Here is a 13699-nt window from a genome sequence, read left to right on the forward strand (position 1 = left end):
CCTTAAGCCTTAGCGCATATCGCGTTCGACACCAGACAGACTCGCCTGGAAAGCCTCACGCGCAAACTGGCGCTCCATGTAATCAAGCAGCGGCTTGGCAGGCCGCGGCAGTTCTATACCTAGAATCGGCAATCGCCAGAGTATTGGCAATAGGCAGCAATCCACCAGGCTTTGTTCCTCACTGAGGAAAAACGGCTTGTCGGCGAACAACGGCGACACGCCAGTCAGGCTTTCACGCAACTCTTTACGCGCCACGACGCGAGCGGCTTCCTTGGTCCGCGAATCCAGGATCAGATCCACCAGACCACACCAGTCGCGCTGGATACGGTGTATCAACAGACGACTGTTGGCACGCGCCACCGGATAAACCGGCAGGAGTGGCGGGTGCGGGTAACGCTCATCCAGGTATTCCATCACCACCGTAGATTCCCACAACGCCAGGTCACGATCGACCAGGGTGGGCAAACTGCCGTAAGGGTTCACTTCGATCAGTTTAGGCGGCTGGCGGCCAGCTTCCACGTAAATGATCTCGGCGCTGACACCCTTCTCTGCCAGTACGATTCGCACTCGGTGGGAATAGTGGTCGGCGGGGTCGGAGTAACAGGCCAACCGATTGGTCACGCCCATGGCGGTCCTCCTCGCTTGTAGAAATTATCGTAAGCGGAAAAACGAGCGCGCCCAGAGGACGCCTCCCGTAACGCCTGGAAGACCAGGCTCGTTACACTTTCAGAGGCGCCCTTGGGCGCGCGCGATTAACAGCAATTGCTTGAAGCTTTATCAGTGCACGTCTTTCCAGTATTCACGCTTGAGCAAGTAAGCGAATACGAAGAAGAACGCGAGGTACAGCAATACATACGTACCGATGCGCTGATGTTGCAGCTTAACCGGGTTAGCCGAGTAAGCCAGGAAGGTTACCAGATTCTTGACCTTCTCATCGAACTGCTCTTCGGTCAAAGCACCGCTTTTCGGCACGATGGTCAGCTGATCGCACGCTTCATGGGTCAGCGGCGTACCGGTCAGCGGGTCATATTGCTTCTTGCCGTCTTCGACGATCTGAACCTGTTTGCAACCGACAACCTGACGACCTTGCAGGCCGACCAGCACGTTCGGCATACCGACGTTCGGGAAGACCTTGTTGTTCACGCCCCAAGGACGCGACGGATCTTCATAGAACGACTTCAGGTAACCATAGAGCCAGTCGGTACCGCGAACGCGAGCAACCAGGGTCAGGTCGGGTGGTGCCGCACCGAACCAGGTCTTGGCGTCAGCCGGCTGCATGCCGATGCTCATGTGGTCGCCGATCTTGGCGCCGGTGAACACCAGCTTCTCAAGCATCAACTCGTGAGGAATGCCCAGGTCATCGGCAACACGCTCATACCGCTGGAACTTGGCACTGTGGCAACCCATGCAATAGTTGGCGAACGTACGTGCGCCATCCTGCATGGCAGCCTTGTCGGAAACGTCGATGTCGACTTTTTCCAGCTCGGGACCACCGTGTTCAGCAGCAAAAGCGAATACCGGCAGTGCGGCAAGCATCAATACAGCAAATAGTTTTTTCATCAGCCAGTCACCCTTTCCGGTACCGGTTTGGTCTTCTCGAGCCGGGTGTAGAACGGCATCAGAATGAAGTAGGCGAAGTACAGGAAGGTACATACCTGCGACAGCAGCGTACGGCCTGGAGTCGGAGCCAGAACACCCAACACGCCCAGGATCACGAACGAGATGCAGAACACCCACAGCCAGATCCTGCTCAGCCAGCCTTTGTAGCGCATCGACTTGACCGGGCTACGGTCCAGCCACGGCAGAACAAATAGCATGGCAATCGAAGCGCCCATGGCAATTACGCCCATCAGCTTGTCCGGAATCGCCCGCAGAATTGCGTAGAACGGTGTGAAGTACCAGACCGGAGCGATGTGCTCTGGGGTCTTGAAGGCGTTCGCCACTTCAAAGTTCGGCTTCTCGAGGAAATAACCACCCATTTCCGGGAAGAAGAACACGATCGAACAGAAGATGAACAGGAACACCACCACGCCGACGATATCTTTCACGGTGTAGTACGGGTGGAAGGCAATGCCGTCCAGCGGTATGCCGTTTTCGTCTTTGTGTTTCTTGATGTCCACGCCGTCCGGGTTGTTCGAACCCACTTCGTGCAGCGCCAGGATGTGCAGCACCACCAGACCGAGAATCACGATCGGCAAGGCCACCACGTGCAAGGCGAAGAAGCGGTTCAGGGTAATACCGGAAATCAGGTAGTCACCACGGATCCACTGGGTCAGGTCGTTGCCGATGACCGGGATCGCACCGAACAGCGAGATGATCACCTGGGCGCCCCAGTAGGACATCTGGCCCCACGGCAGCAAGTAGCCCATGAAGGCTTCAGCCATCAACGCCAGGTAGATCAGCATGCCGAAGACCCACACCAGCTCACGCGGCTTCTGGTACGAACCGTAGAGCAAGCCACGGAACATGTGCAGATAGACCACGATGAAGAACGCCGAAGCGCCGGTGGAGTGCAGCAGACGCAGGATCGAGCCGTACTCGACGTCGCGCATGATGTATTCGACGGAAGCAAATGCCTCTTCCGCCGACGGGGTGTAGCTCATGGTCAGCCAGACACCAGTGACGATCTGGTTGACCAGAACGAGCAATGCCAGGGAACCAAAGAAATAGAAGAAGTTGAAGTTCTTCGGGGCGTAATACTTGCTGAGATGGTCTTCCCACATTTTGGTTGCGGGGAAGCGCGCATCAACCCAATCCATGAACTTGCTCATCACGCTTTCTCCGTATCGACGCCAATGACAATGATGTCATCGGTCTCATAGGAATGCGGGGGAACTGGCAGGTTCAAAGGCGCGGGTTGCGACTTGTAGACGCGGCCAGCCAGGTCGTAGTGGGAGCCGTGGCAAGGGCAGAAATAGCCACCTACCCAGTCCTTGCCCAGGTCAGCAGGTGCCACTTCGGGACGGAAGGTCGGCGAGCAACCCAGGTGGGTGCAGATACCGATCAGCAGCAGAATTTCAGGTTTGATCGACCGAACTTCCGGGTCGACATAGGTCGGTTGTGTCGAGTTCTTGGAGGTCGGGTCAGACAACTGGCCCTCGATCTTTTTCAGATTCCCCAGGATTTCCTGTGTACGGCGGACGATGAATACCGGCTGGCCGCGCCACTCAGCAATCATCTGCTGGCCTGGCTCGATTTTACTGACATTCACTTTCACCGGTGCACCTGCGGCTTTCGCCTTGGCACTGGGAAACCATGACCCCACGAACGGGACCGCAGCCCCCACCGCTCCTGCAGCACCCACCACGGATGTGGCTGCTACCAAGAAGCGACGCCGGCCTGCATTCACGCCGTCATTGCTCATTCAGTCCTCTCCCATCAGCTTTGTGGCCTGTTAAATCAGGCATCTACTAAGTAAATCTATGTACTTATAAAAATTTTGCCGAATGGTAATGAAAAGCCCCAATTCTGACAAGGTAATTACCCCAGGGCACCACTGCCAAGCCTTGTAGTATAGGGCGTCTACGGCTGTGGCAAGTTGTCACAGCGCAATTCTTTGATAAATCGCACGCATAAAAAAACGCCCGGTTCCGTGAGGAATCCGGGCGTTCTTTTTTGAACGTGGAAGCGAATTAACGCTTCGAGTACTGCGGACGCTTACGCGCTTTACGCAGACCAACTTTCTTACGTTCAACTTCACGTGCATCGCGGGTTACGAAGCCGGCTTTACGCAGAGCACTGCGCAGAGTCTCGTCGTAGTCCATCAGAGCGCGAGTGATGCCGTGGCGGATTGCGCCAGCTTGACCACTTACACCACCGCCGATCACGGTGACGTAGATGTCGAACTTCTCGACAGTCTCAGTCAATTCCAGCGGCTGACGAACTACCATGCGGGCAGTTTCGCGGCCGAAGAAATTATCCAGCGAACGGTTGTTGATGGAGATGTTACCAGTACCCGGACGCAGGAAAACGCGTGCGGTTGCGGTCTTGCGACGGCCAGTGCCGTAATTTTGAGTCGCCGACATAATGTACTATTCCGTTAAAACTTCAGTTCTTGGGGCTGCTGAGCAGTATGTGGGTGTGCAGCGCCCGCATAGACTTTCAGCTTACGGTACATGTCGCGACCCAGCGGGTTCTTAGGCAGCATGCCTTTGACCGCGGTCTCGATCACGCGCTCAGGGGCCTTGGCGATCAGCTTTTCAAAGTTGATCGACTTGATGCCGCCCGGGAAACCGGAGTGGGAGTAGTAGATTTTGTCAGTGGTTTTAGCGCCAGTAACACGGATCTGCTCAGCGTTGATTACGACGATGTAGTCGCCGGTGTCAACGTGAGGAGTGTACTCAGGCTTGTGCTTGCCACGCAGACGGCTCGCGATTTCGGTGGCCAGACGACCCAGGGTCTGACCAGCAGCGTCGACGACAAACCAGTCGCGCTTTACTGTTTCCGGTTTAGCAGTAAAAGTTTTCATTCTTTATAGCCTCAGGGGCCGCCCTGTAAATTAGACGGCGGATCTTACTGAATAGTGCGTACTTTGACAAGTCAAAGGCAGCCGGATACAGACGCTTTCGGGGGCTCGGGTCGGCGCGTCCGTTCAACGGCAAGATTCTTCGGCGGCGGCGCATCACTTCCACTGCAGAAAGAGGTGCGCAATTATGCAGATTGCGAAAAATATTTCAACCTGCTTTTATGATTGTTTTGCCCAAGGAGCACCCGATGGACTATCGCCAGCTAGGCCGGACCAATCTGAATGTGAGTGCCCTCTGCCTCGGAACCATGACCTGGGGCGAGCAAAACAGCGAAGCAGACGCCTTCGCCCAGATTGAACGGGCCAAGAGCGCAGGGATCAATTTCATCGACACCGCCGAGATGTACCCGGTGCCGCCCAAGGCCGAAACCTACGCCACCACCGAACACTACATCGGCAATTACTTCAAGAGCCGCGGTGACCGTGCCGACTGGATCCTGGCCAGCAAGATCGCCGGGCCGGGCAACACCATCGACTACATCCGCGACAAGAATCTTCGGCACAATCGACAGCACATCACCGAAGCCGTGGATGCCAGCCTCCAGCGCTTGCAGACCGACTACATCGATCTGTACCAACTGCACTGGCCGGAGCGCAGCACCAATTTCTTCGGTCAGTTGGGCTACAAGCACAAGATCGAAGCCAACCTGACGCCGCTCGAAGACACCCTCGAAGCACTGGACGAACAGGTCAAGGCCGGCAAGATCCGCCACATCGGCCTGTCCAACGAAACCCCGTGGGGCACCATGCGTTTCCTTGCCCTGGCCGAAGCCCGTGGCTGGCCACGCGCGGTGTCGATCCAGAACCCGTACAACCTGCTCAACCGCAGCTTCGAAGTCGGCCTGGCGGAAATCGCCATTCGCGAACAGTGCGGCCTGCTCGCCTATTCGCCGCTGGCGTTTGGCTTCCTGTCAGGCAAGTACGAAGGTGGCGCGCGCCCGCCAAAAGGTCGCCTGAGCCTCTACAGCCGCTTCAGCCGCTATTTCAACCCGCAGTCGGAAGCCGCATGCAGCCGCTATGTGGCACTGGCCCGTGAACACGGCCTGGACCCGGCGCAAATGGCCCTGGCATTCGTGACGCAGCAGCCTTTCGTGACCAGCAATATCATCGGCGCGACCACGATGGAGCAACTGGAGAGCAACATTGCCAGTTTTGATCTGAAGCTATCGGATGAAGTGCTGGAAGGGATCGAGGCGATTCACAAGGATCATCCGAATCCTGCGCCTTGATCGATAGATAAACAGCATTCGCGAGCAAGCCCGCTCCCACATTTTTGACCGTATTCCCTTGGGAGAACTCGATTGAATGTGGGAGCGGGCTTGCTCGCGAAGGCGTCCGCCCAGTCACTGCAAATTCAAAGCGACCTAGCAATAATCTCCTTCATGATCTCATTGGTCCCCGCATAAATCCGCTGCACCCGTGCATCCGCCCACGCCCGTGCAATCGGGTACTCCCACATGAAGCCGTACCCGCCATGCAACTGCACGCACTCGTCGAGCACCTTGCATTGCAGGTCAGTGCCCCAGTACTTGGCCATCGCCGCCGTCGGTACGTCGAGCTTGCCTTGCAGGTGCAGTTCCAGGCAGCGATCGACGAAAACCCGGCCGATCTGAATTTCGGTCGCCATCTCCGCCAGTTTGAAACGAGTGTTCTGGAAATCGGCAATCGCCTTGCCGAACGCCTTGCGGTCGCGGGTGTAGTCCAGCGTCCATTGCAGCGCCGCTTCGGCTGAAGCCAGGCCACCAATGGCCACGGTCAGGCGCTCCTGCGGCAATTCCTGCATCAGGTAAGCGAAGCCCATCCCGGCCTGGCCCAGCAGGTTTTCCTTCGGCACGCGCACGTCCTGGAAGAACAGTTCCGAGGTGTCCTGGGCTTTCATCCCGACTTTTTCCAGGCGCTTGCCCTTCTCGAACCCCGGCGTATTCGCTTCGACCAGAAACAGACTGGTGCCTTTTGCGCCAGCCTTCGGATCGGTCTTGGCCACGACGATGACCAGGTCGGCGAGAAACCCGTTGGTGATAAAGGTCTTCGAGCCGTTGATCACGTACTCATCACCATCGAGCACCGCAGTGGTCTTCACCCCTTGCAGATCAGAGCCCGCGCCCGGCTCCGTCATGGCGATGGCAGTCACCATCTCCCCGGAAACCAGTTTCGGCAGGTATTTGTGTTTCAGCGTTTCACTGCCGTAATGCAGGATGTACGGCGCGACGATGTCCGAATGCAGGGAGAAACCGATGCCGGTCAAACCCAGGCGCCCTACTTCCTCGATCACCACCGCACTGTAGAGAAAATCCGCCCCCAGCCCGCCGTACTCTTCCGGCAGGTGCGAGCACAACATCCCCGCCTCGCCTGCCTTGTTCCAGAGTTTGCGATCGATATAGCCCTGTTTTTCCCATTGCCCATGGAACGGCACCGCCTCTTTTTCGAGGAACGTTCGCACGCTGTCGCGGAAAAGTTCGTGCTCGGAGCTGAACAGGGTTCTGGGGATCATGCGGCACCTTTTCTTTGTTTTTAGAAGGAGTTGACCTTCAGAGACTATGCCTCGCTTCCGATACAGGACACTGGACACATCCGACAAAAAATAAGACGATCCAGCCGTCTGGTGACCACTTTCCCCTATAAGAATAAAGTTGAATTATGTCTAACCAAGCCTCCACGCCTTTGCGGCGCGTCAGCATCCTGGCCATCGACCGGGTTTTCGCATCCACCCTCATGCAAGCCAAGGATTTCTTCCACCTCGCCAGCCTGCGCTACGGCAAGCAGCTGGGCCAAGGCCTGACCCCGGCGTTCGAAACCCGCTTGGTCAGCCCCGATGGCAAACCGGTCAACACCTTCAGCGACGTGATGATTCCGGTGGATGGCGGACTGGAAAATGCTGACATTATCGTGCTTCCAGCCTTCTGGGACGATTTCGATTCGCTGTGCAAACGTTATCCACAGGTCCTGCCCTGGCTGCGCCAGCAACACGCGCGCGGCGCGGTGCTGTGTGGCGAGGCCACGGGTGTGTTCTGGCTGGCCGAAGCCGGATTGCTCAACGGCAAGGAAGCGACCACTTACTGGCGCTTCTTCAACGCCTTCGCCGAACGCTTCCCACAGGTCCAGCTCAATCAGGACAAACACCTGACCGACGCCGACAACCTGTATTGCGCAGGCGGCACCACCTCGGCCTGTGATCTGTACATTTACCTGATCGAACGTTTCTGCGGGGCCAACGTATCCCAGGCTGTGGCGCGGGACATTCTGTATGAAGTGCAACGCAGCTATTCGCCGGGACGAATCGGTTTTGGCGGACAGAAGCTGCACCAGGACGTGATCATCCTGCAGATCCAGCACTGGCTCGAAGAACATTTCGCCGACAAGTTCCGCTTCGAAGACGTCGCCCGCGAACACGGCATGAGCATCCGCAACTTCATGCGCCGCTTCCAGACCGCCACCGGCGACAAGCCGCTGCATTACCTGCAACGCCTGCGCATCGAAACCGCCAAGGGCCTGTTGTCCGGCAGCCGCAAGAGCATCAAGACCATCAGCTACGAAGTCGGCTACGACGATGCCAGCTTCTTCGCACGGTTGTTCCGCCAGCACACGGAGCTGTCGCCGAACCAGTATCGGCAGCAGTTTCAACAAGCGGCGTAACAACTAAACCCAGTGGGAGCAGGCTCGCTCCCACTGGTTCTGGCGGGTGACTTCACCGAAGGGATTACTTTTCCTACGCAAAACCCGGAATACAGAACCACGAAGCATACGATTTGGCTGATGGTCACCAGCCCCTTCGCCACGCAACTATTTCCCTGCACACACCTTCAGTGCTGACAGGGACGTTCAACAGTGACTATCGGATCAAGCTACAACTACCCCTCATTCGTGGCCAAGGAAGCCACCCGCACAAAGCGCGCGGCTGAAAACAAATGGGCGGCCCGCTTTCCAAACCCACCCGACTTGTGCTTCGACTACCGGGCCTTGGTCGAGCAAAAAGACGGCATCGCCAAAGCAACCGACCCCAATCATAGAATCTGCATCATTGGCGCCGGCGTGACAGGCCTGACTGCCGCCAGAGAGCTCTACCGGTGCGGCTTTACCCAGATAACACTCATCGAACAATCCAGACGCGTCGGCGGCAGACACCTGACCGTTCCCGGAAGCCCCAACTCGGCAGCGAGCCATACACCGTTTGAAATGGGTGCCATGCGCATGCCGTTTTTCAACCGGGCGGATGAGCCGCCGACAGAAGGCCGGTCGCTGATGGCTTACTACGCCCAAGCGTTTGACCTGGCACATTCGGATTTTGCCAACCCCGGAAGCCAGTGGGTCACCTCGACCGGGATCTACCTTCGTGAAGGCAGCCTGGGAGGCGGAGCAGCTCCGCAGATGCTGATATGGAAGAACGAAGACGGCTTGACCCCGCCTCCTGGCGAGGAACTGCACAAGGTCTATGCCAAATGGAAAGCCTTTGCCGATCAAATCACCCGCCAGGTTGCAGAAAGTTATGCCAGCCCGGAGTGGGAAGCCATATGGGCCGCCATCGTCGATAAATACCAGAGCGTTTCCTTTAGGGATCTGGTCAGCATGCCGGCCCTTCAAGCCTGGGATAAACGCGCCCCCGGGGATTTTGGCGGAATGGGCATGACCGCCGAGGAGTCGGCGATTTTCTACGCCATTGGTATCGGCGACGGCAGTTGGGGCGCCTTTTACGACGTGTGCTGCCTTTATCCCCTGCGTACGGCCATTTTTGGTTTCAGCAGCCAGTTGCAACTGATTCACGGCCGGGTAGATGCCAACGGTGATCCTCTGGCTTCACCCTACTTGCACAGTGAAGCTGTTTACGACTCGACAGGCCTGAGCTTCGACAGACCTCGCTACATCGGGCTCGCCGCACTGGACGAATGCCTGTTGTTCATGAACATCGATGAAACCGGAAAATCCGTCTACGAACACAGCCGTGAACGAAGCAATGGCCTGCTGACGGACTCATCCGTCACCCGACTCAAAAAGCTTACCAACCGGCAAACCCGCGTGTACTTCAATTGGAAACACAGCCTGCCCGAAGAAACCCAGGAGCACTTCGATGACTTTGACTCGGTCATCGTCACCCTTCCGTCCTGGCTGATCGAAACCCGAATCAGGCTCGAGGATTTCACCCAAGAGATGCTGCCATTCGAGACGATCAATGCCTGGAAAACGGCGCACTGGGAAACCAGTTGCAAGGTGTATGCGCCGTTGAAAAAGTCGTTCCTTTCGAACAACACCAAAATCCCGCAAGCAATCGTCACCGACAGCTTCATCCATGACGTCTACACCTATCGCTACAACGACAATTACAGCTATGACTGCATCCTGCTGAGTTACACATGGGAGGATGACGCCACCAAACTCGCCGCATTCACCGACAAAGAACTGGTCAGCAAGTGCGTCAGGGAACTGGATCGCATCCTCATGAATTCTGCCAACGTCCAGCAGCGCATTTCGCCCTATGTCGGTGTCGATCAAGCCGTGGTCCAACGCTGGATAACCGATAAAAACGCCTTGGGTTGCGCAAAGCTTTATCGGCCCGGCACGTATTACGACGCCGTCGGTTTGATGAAATACAACAGAGACTTTGGGCATGTTTCAGGTCTGTACTTTTCCGGCGAGTCGTTCTCGGTCGACGCCGGCTGGACGGAACCTTGTTTGCGGGGAGCCGTGGACGCTGTCATCCATATCTGCAACAAAACGGACGCCTCGTTCAATGGCGATTTTTCCATGACCGATTACCCGCATTACCAAGTCAAACCCTGATCCTGCTTCGGAGCCATGCACGCGATGTGCTGGCTCATCCTCCCCGCCCCGTTAATGCATCTTCGGACAAGGACTACACCCGTACCGGAAGCGGCTGACTTCCGCCCGCTTGCTGTTTGACCTCTTATAAACACGCACTTAAACGGCGTGAATAACAATAAAAAAGAGGTTATCGGGAATGAGCAATCCAACCAGTCCTGTTCGTGTAGCAGTCGTGCAGTTCGATCCACAAGTCGGCATCGAGAATCGTGAAGGCAATCTGCGTCGAAGCCTGGAATTGGCTTTAGAGGCGGTAAACGGCGGTGCGAATCTCATCGTCCTGCCCGAGCTTTCCAACACAGGTTATTTCTTTAGCACCCGCCAGGATGCCTTCGACCATTCGGAGTCAGTGCCCGATGGGCCAAGTGTGCAGACCTGGATGGATTTCGCGCGCCAGCACAAGGTTTACCTTGTCGCGGGTTTAGCCGAACGCGATGGCATGCGACTCTTCAACACCGGCGTTCTTTGCGGGCCTGACGGTTTTATCGGCAAGTATCGCAAAGCCCATTTGTGGAATCTGGAGAAACTCTGGTTCACACCGGGCGACCTGGGTTTTCCGGTTTTTGAAACGCCCATCGGCCGCATCGGATTGTTGATCTGCTGGGACATCTGGTTCCCGGAGGTGCCGCGCATCCTCAGCCAACAAGGCGCGGACATCATTTGCAGCCTGAACAACTGGGTCTGGACGCCACCGCCGCTGTTCGATGAGGCGGGCAAATGCATGGCGTCGTATCTGACGATGACCGCAGCTCACGTCAACAACGTGTTTATCGCCGCCGCCAGTCGTATCGGCGAAGAACGCGGCGCTCGCTACCTGGGCTGTTCCCTGATTGCCGGAACCAATGGCTGGCCAATAGGCAACGTGGCATCGGCGGACCAACAGGAAATCCTGTTTGCCGACATTGACCTGACCAGTTCCCGCAGCGCGCCAATCTGGAACAACCTGAACGACCTGCATCGCGATCGCCGAACAGATCTCTACGATCAAATGCTCGGCTGCATCCAACACGCTTGTCTCCCGCGTTGATGAAGGGGGGACCTGACTGATGGAAATCACAACCGACAAAAAACCGCTGACCCGAAGTTCTCCTTTTGATCTGGCGGTCATCATGCTGCTGATCGGAATCGCTGTGCTGGCTGTCTGGCTTTCATTTTCCTACCGTTCCTTGTGGTCTGCTCACTGGCCGAGCTACAGCGACATGGTGTCCTCGCTGCCCGAGCCGATCGCATGGCTGCGCTGGGTTGTGGGCGACATCAGCGAAGTGGCGTTCTACAAACACGAGTTCGCTTCAATTGGGCTGCTAGCAGGCGCCTACCTCGCCTACTGGGCAAATCGAACGGGGAAATCCTGGCAAGGTTTTGCCATTTCCTATGGAACGGGGCTTTGGCCGTGGCTGGTCACCAGTTCATTGCTCGGGTTGTTGCTGAGTAACCTGCTATGGGGCTGGACGGTGAACGCCAATGACTGGCAACCCACATTCGCCGCGTTTGTATCGCTACCTGCGGCGATGGTGCTGATGTTTGGCGGCGGCTGGAAAGTTGCGATCAACGGCGCAATCCTGGGCGCTGCACTCGTCACGCCCATGTGCCTGCTGATCGTCAACTACGTATGCAACCCGTTGGTCTTGCCCGCAGTGATCGGCAACGTGCTGGGCATGGCGATTGCCAGCGTCCTGGCGTTTCTGCTCTGTCGATATTGGCCAGCGCTGATGAAGTCCGAGCAACCCGAGATACCAGCCCTCACGACCGTAGCGCACGTCACCAAAAAGGCACCGGACTACGGCGTGATCTGGAGTTTGCGCCGGGTACTGGCGGACTTTTCCGAAGCGCCGTTCTTCGGCAATGAGCTGGCCAGCCTTGGCCTGCTGGCAGGCGCATTGCTGGCGTACAGCTTGAACCCCATGAGCCCCGCGTATGGATCGGGCCTGCTGCCGCACATCATTGCCGGCCAGGCTCTGACGTCGGCCATCGGGGTGCTGGTCTGGCGCCGACAGTGGATGTTGCTCGGCTGGTATCCGACTTACGTGCCATTGGTGTCAGTGGTTCCTGCGGCGATTCTGGCCTACGGCGGCAGTTGGCAGGTGATCGTTTCCAGCGCCCTGCTGGGGGCACTTGTTGCGCCGCCTCTGGCGTGTGCACTGTCCAGACGATTACCGGCCGACATGCACGCCTACATTGGCAATGTGCTGTCCATGGCTATCAGCACGCTGCTGATCGTTTCACTGATCGGCTATCTGATCGCGGATTAACGCCCCAGCCATTTGGCTGTATCACGGCCAGAAACCGGGTACAGCCACTTTTCATGACAAACAATCGAGGTATGACATGGACCTGCCCAAACTGGCCATCGCAGCGCTCGGCGGTACGGTAAGCATGCAAGCAAGAAATGCCGGTGAAGGCGTTATTCCGACCGTCAGCGGCGAAACCCTGTTGGCCTCCCTTCCGGAACTGTCGACGCAGGCCCGAGTGACCGTTGAGACGCTCGGCCTGCTACCCAGCGCCTCGCTGGATTTCGAGTTTTTGCTGAGCGTCTTGTCCTGGGCGAGTTTTCAGGTAAAACAAGGCGCCGCGGGTGTCGTGATCACCCAAGGCACCGACACCCTCGAAGAGACGGCGATGTTTTTCGAATACCTGTGGCCCCACGACACGCCACTGGTATTGACTGGCGCCATGCGTTCGGCAGCACAGCCAGGCGCCGACGGACCAGCGAATTTGCTGGATGCGTGCCGCGTTGCCCTGGCTGACGGCAGCCGGCAGCGCGGTGTTCAGGTAGTGATGAACGGGCAGATTCATCAAGCATCCAGCGTGCGCAAAACCGATTCGCTCGCGTTGCAGGCATTTTCCTCTCCGGTCACCGGACCCGTTGGCCTGTTGATGGAGGACCGCGTTTGTTACCTGCACCCTCCGGTGCAGCGTAAGGTTTTGCTCCTGCCGCAACAGACCACTCAGAAGGTCGCAATGCTCGAGGCATCGCTTTCGGCAGACACCCTGCTGCTGGAGAACATCCTCGCGCTCGGCTACGACGGGCTGGTGATCGCCGGTTTCGGTGCCGGTCACGTCTCGCAGCGCTGGGCGACGATTATTGAGCGCATCGCCGAAAAAATCCCGGTGATCATTGCGACCCGCACCGGCTCGGGTTCCACCGCGCAAGCCACTTATGGCTTTGACGGCAGCGAGATGGACCTGATCCGCAAAGGTGCCTTGATGGCTGGATTTCTTTGTCCGCGCAAAGCCAGGATTTTTCTGTGGCTGCTGATTGGCTGTCAGCGACAGCATGAGCTGTCGCACTATCTCAATGACGATAGCGGCCTTAAAAATTGATGCATAACCCTGTGGGAGCAAGACAGAAAGATTTTCGTGCAT

13 protein-coding genes are annotated in these 13699 nt (G+C 57.2%); 6 read left to right on the forward strand and 7 right to left on the reverse strand.

All coding sequences use genetic code 11. The features are described from left to right. Positions 1-9 precede the first annotated feature (9 nt). The 6 genes from V6Z53_RS28010 to rplM all read right to left on the reverse strand — a co-directional run bounded on the left by V6Z53_RS28010 (position 10) and on the right by rplM (position 4468). Positions 10-627 (reverse strand): glutathione S-transferase N-terminal domain-containing protein, encoded by a 618-nt coding sequence (locus V6Z53_RS28010; protein WP_007939828.1) that lies wholly within the window; start codon positions 625-627, stop codon positions 10-12. Positions 628-777: 150 nt separating this feature from the next. After that, entirely contained in the window at positions 778-1560 is a 783-nt protein-coding gene (locus V6Z53_RS28015; protein WP_338582926.1) for a cytochrome c1, read from the reverse strand. Beyond that, complete coding sequence (locus tag V6Z53_RS28020) at positions 1560-2771, reverse strand: cytochrome bc complex cytochrome b subunit (RefSeq protein ID WP_338582927.1); 1212 nt, start codon at positions 2769-2771, stop codon at positions 1560-1562. The genes V6Z53_RS28015 and V6Z53_RS28020 overlap by 1 nt, the downstream gene beginning before the upstream one ends. Then, positions 2771-3364: a ubiquinol-cytochrome c reductase iron-sulfur subunit gene (gene petA / locus V6Z53_RS28025; RefSeq protein ID WP_338582928.1), complete on the reverse strand. Its 594-nt coding sequence runs from the start codon at positions 3362-3364 to the stop codon at positions 2771-2773. The genes V6Z53_RS28020 and petA overlap by 1 nt, the downstream gene beginning before the upstream one ends. A gap of 268 nt (positions 3365-3632) precedes the next feature. Next, positions 3633-4025 carry a 30S ribosomal protein S9 gene (gene rpsI / locus V6Z53_RS28030; RefSeq protein WP_003228056.1) on the reverse strand — a complete coding sequence of 131 codons (393 nt, stop codon included), beginning with the start codon at positions 4023-4025 and terminating at the stop codon, positions 3633-3635. A 14-nt stretch (positions 4026-4039) separates the two neighbouring features. After that, positions 4040-4468, reverse strand: coding sequence for a 50S ribosomal protein L13 (rplM, locus tag V6Z53_RS28035; RefSeq protein ID WP_019693576.1), 429 nt, complete (start codon positions 4466-4468; stop codon positions 4040-4042). A gap of 245 nt (positions 4469-4713) precedes the next feature. Here rplM and V6Z53_RS28040 point away from each other — a divergent pair, with 245 nt between their 5' ends. Continuing rightward, positions 4714-5754, forward strand: a complete 1041-nt coding sequence (locus tag V6Z53_RS28040) for an NADP(H)-dependent aldo-keto reductase (protein WP_338582932.1) — start codon at positions 4714-4716, stop codon at positions 5752-5754. A 125-nt stretch (positions 5755-5879) separates the two neighbouring features. Here V6Z53_RS28040 and V6Z53_RS28045 read toward each other — a convergent pair whose 3' ends face one another. Then, positions 5880-7016 carry an acyl-CoA dehydrogenase family protein gene (locus V6Z53_RS28045; RefSeq protein WP_338582934.1) on the reverse strand — a complete coding sequence of 379 codons (1137 nt, stop codon included), beginning with the start codon at positions 7014-7016 and terminating at the stop codon, positions 5880-5882. Between the two features lie 221 nt (positions 7017-7237). Here V6Z53_RS28045 and V6Z53_RS28050 point away from each other — a divergent pair, with 221 nt between their 5' ends. From V6Z53_RS28050 to V6Z53_RS28070, 5 genes are all read left to right on the forward strand, one after another. Beyond that, positions 7238-8158, forward strand: a complete 921-nt coding sequence (locus V6Z53_RS28050) for a GlxA family transcriptional regulator (RefSeq protein ID WP_178120848.1) — start codon at positions 7238-7240, stop codon at positions 8156-8158. Between the two features lie 192 nt (positions 8159-8350). Beyond that, on the forward strand, positions 8351-10297 hold the full coding sequence (locus tag V6Z53_RS28055; RefSeq protein ID WP_338582935.1) for an FAD-dependent oxidoreductase: 1947 nt from the start codon (positions 8351-8353) through the stop codon (positions 10295-10297). Positions 10298-10475: 178 nt separating this feature from the next. Next, a complete protein-coding gene (locus V6Z53_RS28060; RefSeq protein ID WP_338582936.1) occupies positions 10476-11363 on the forward strand; it encodes a nitrilase family protein in 888 nt (295 codons plus the stop codon). A gap of 19 nt (positions 11364-11382) precedes the next feature. Further along, complete coding sequence (locus V6Z53_RS28065; protein ID WP_338582938.1) at positions 11383-12585, forward strand: hypothetical protein; 1203 nt, start codon at positions 11383-11385, stop codon at positions 12583-12585. A gap of 76 nt (positions 12586-12661) precedes the next feature. Beyond that, on the forward strand, positions 12662-13657 hold the full coding sequence (locus V6Z53_RS28070; protein WP_338582939.1) for an asparaginase: 996 nt from the start codon (positions 12662-12664) through the stop codon (positions 13655-13657). Positions 13658-13699 lie beyond the last annotated feature (42 nt).

It is taken from the genome of Pseudomonas sp. MAG733B (genome assembly GCF_036884845.1).
GTDB lineage: Bacteria > Pseudomonadota > Gammaproteobacteria > Pseudomonadales > Pseudomonadaceae > Aquipseudomonas.

Coding starts and splice junctions, on each gene's coding strand:
- V6Z53_RS28010 (WP_007939828.1), bottom strand. CDS start 627: ATGGGCGTGACCAATCGGTTGGCCTGTTACTCCGACCCCGCCGACCAC.
- V6Z53_RS28015 (WP_338582926.1), bottom strand. CDS start 1,560: ATGAAAAAACTATTTGCTGTATTGATGCTTGCCGCACTGCCGGTATTC.
- V6Z53_RS28020 (WP_338582927.1), bottom strand. CDS start 2,771: ATGAGCAAGTTCATGGATTGGGTTGATGCGCGCTTCCCCGCAACCAAA.
- petA (WP_338582928.1), bottom strand. CDS start 3,364: ATGAGCAATGACGGCGTGAATGCAGGCCGGCGTCGCTTCTTGGTAGCA.
- rpsI (WP_003228056.1), bottom strand. CDS start 4,025: ATGTCGGCGACTCAAAATTACGGCACTGGCCGTCGCAAGACCGCAACC.
- rplM (WP_019693576.1), bottom strand. CDS start 4,468: ATGAAAACTTTTACTGCTAAACCGGAAACAGTAAAGCGCGACTGGTTT.
- V6Z53_RS28040 (WP_338582932.1), top strand. CDS start 4,714: ATGGACTATCGCCAGCTAGGCCGGACCAATCTGAATGTGAGTGCCCTC.
- V6Z53_RS28045 (WP_338582934.1), bottom strand. CDS start 7,016: ATGATCCCCAGAACCCTGTTCAGCTCCGAGCACGAACTTTTCCGCGAC.
- V6Z53_RS28050 (WP_178120848.1), top strand. CDS start 7,238: ATGCAAGCCAAGGATTTCTTCCACCTCGCCAGCCTGCGCTACGGCAAG.
- V6Z53_RS28060 (WP_338582936.1), top strand. CDS start 10,476: ATGAGCAATCCAACCAGTCCTGTTCGTGTAGCAGTCGTGCAGTTCGAT.
- V6Z53_RS28065 (WP_338582938.1), top strand. CDS start 11,383: ATGGAAATCACAACCGACAAAAAACCGCTGACCCGAAGTTCTCCTTTT.
- V6Z53_RS28070 (WP_338582939.1), top strand. CDS start 12,662: ATGGACCTGCCCAAACTGGCCATCGCAGCGCTCGGCGGTACGGTAAGC.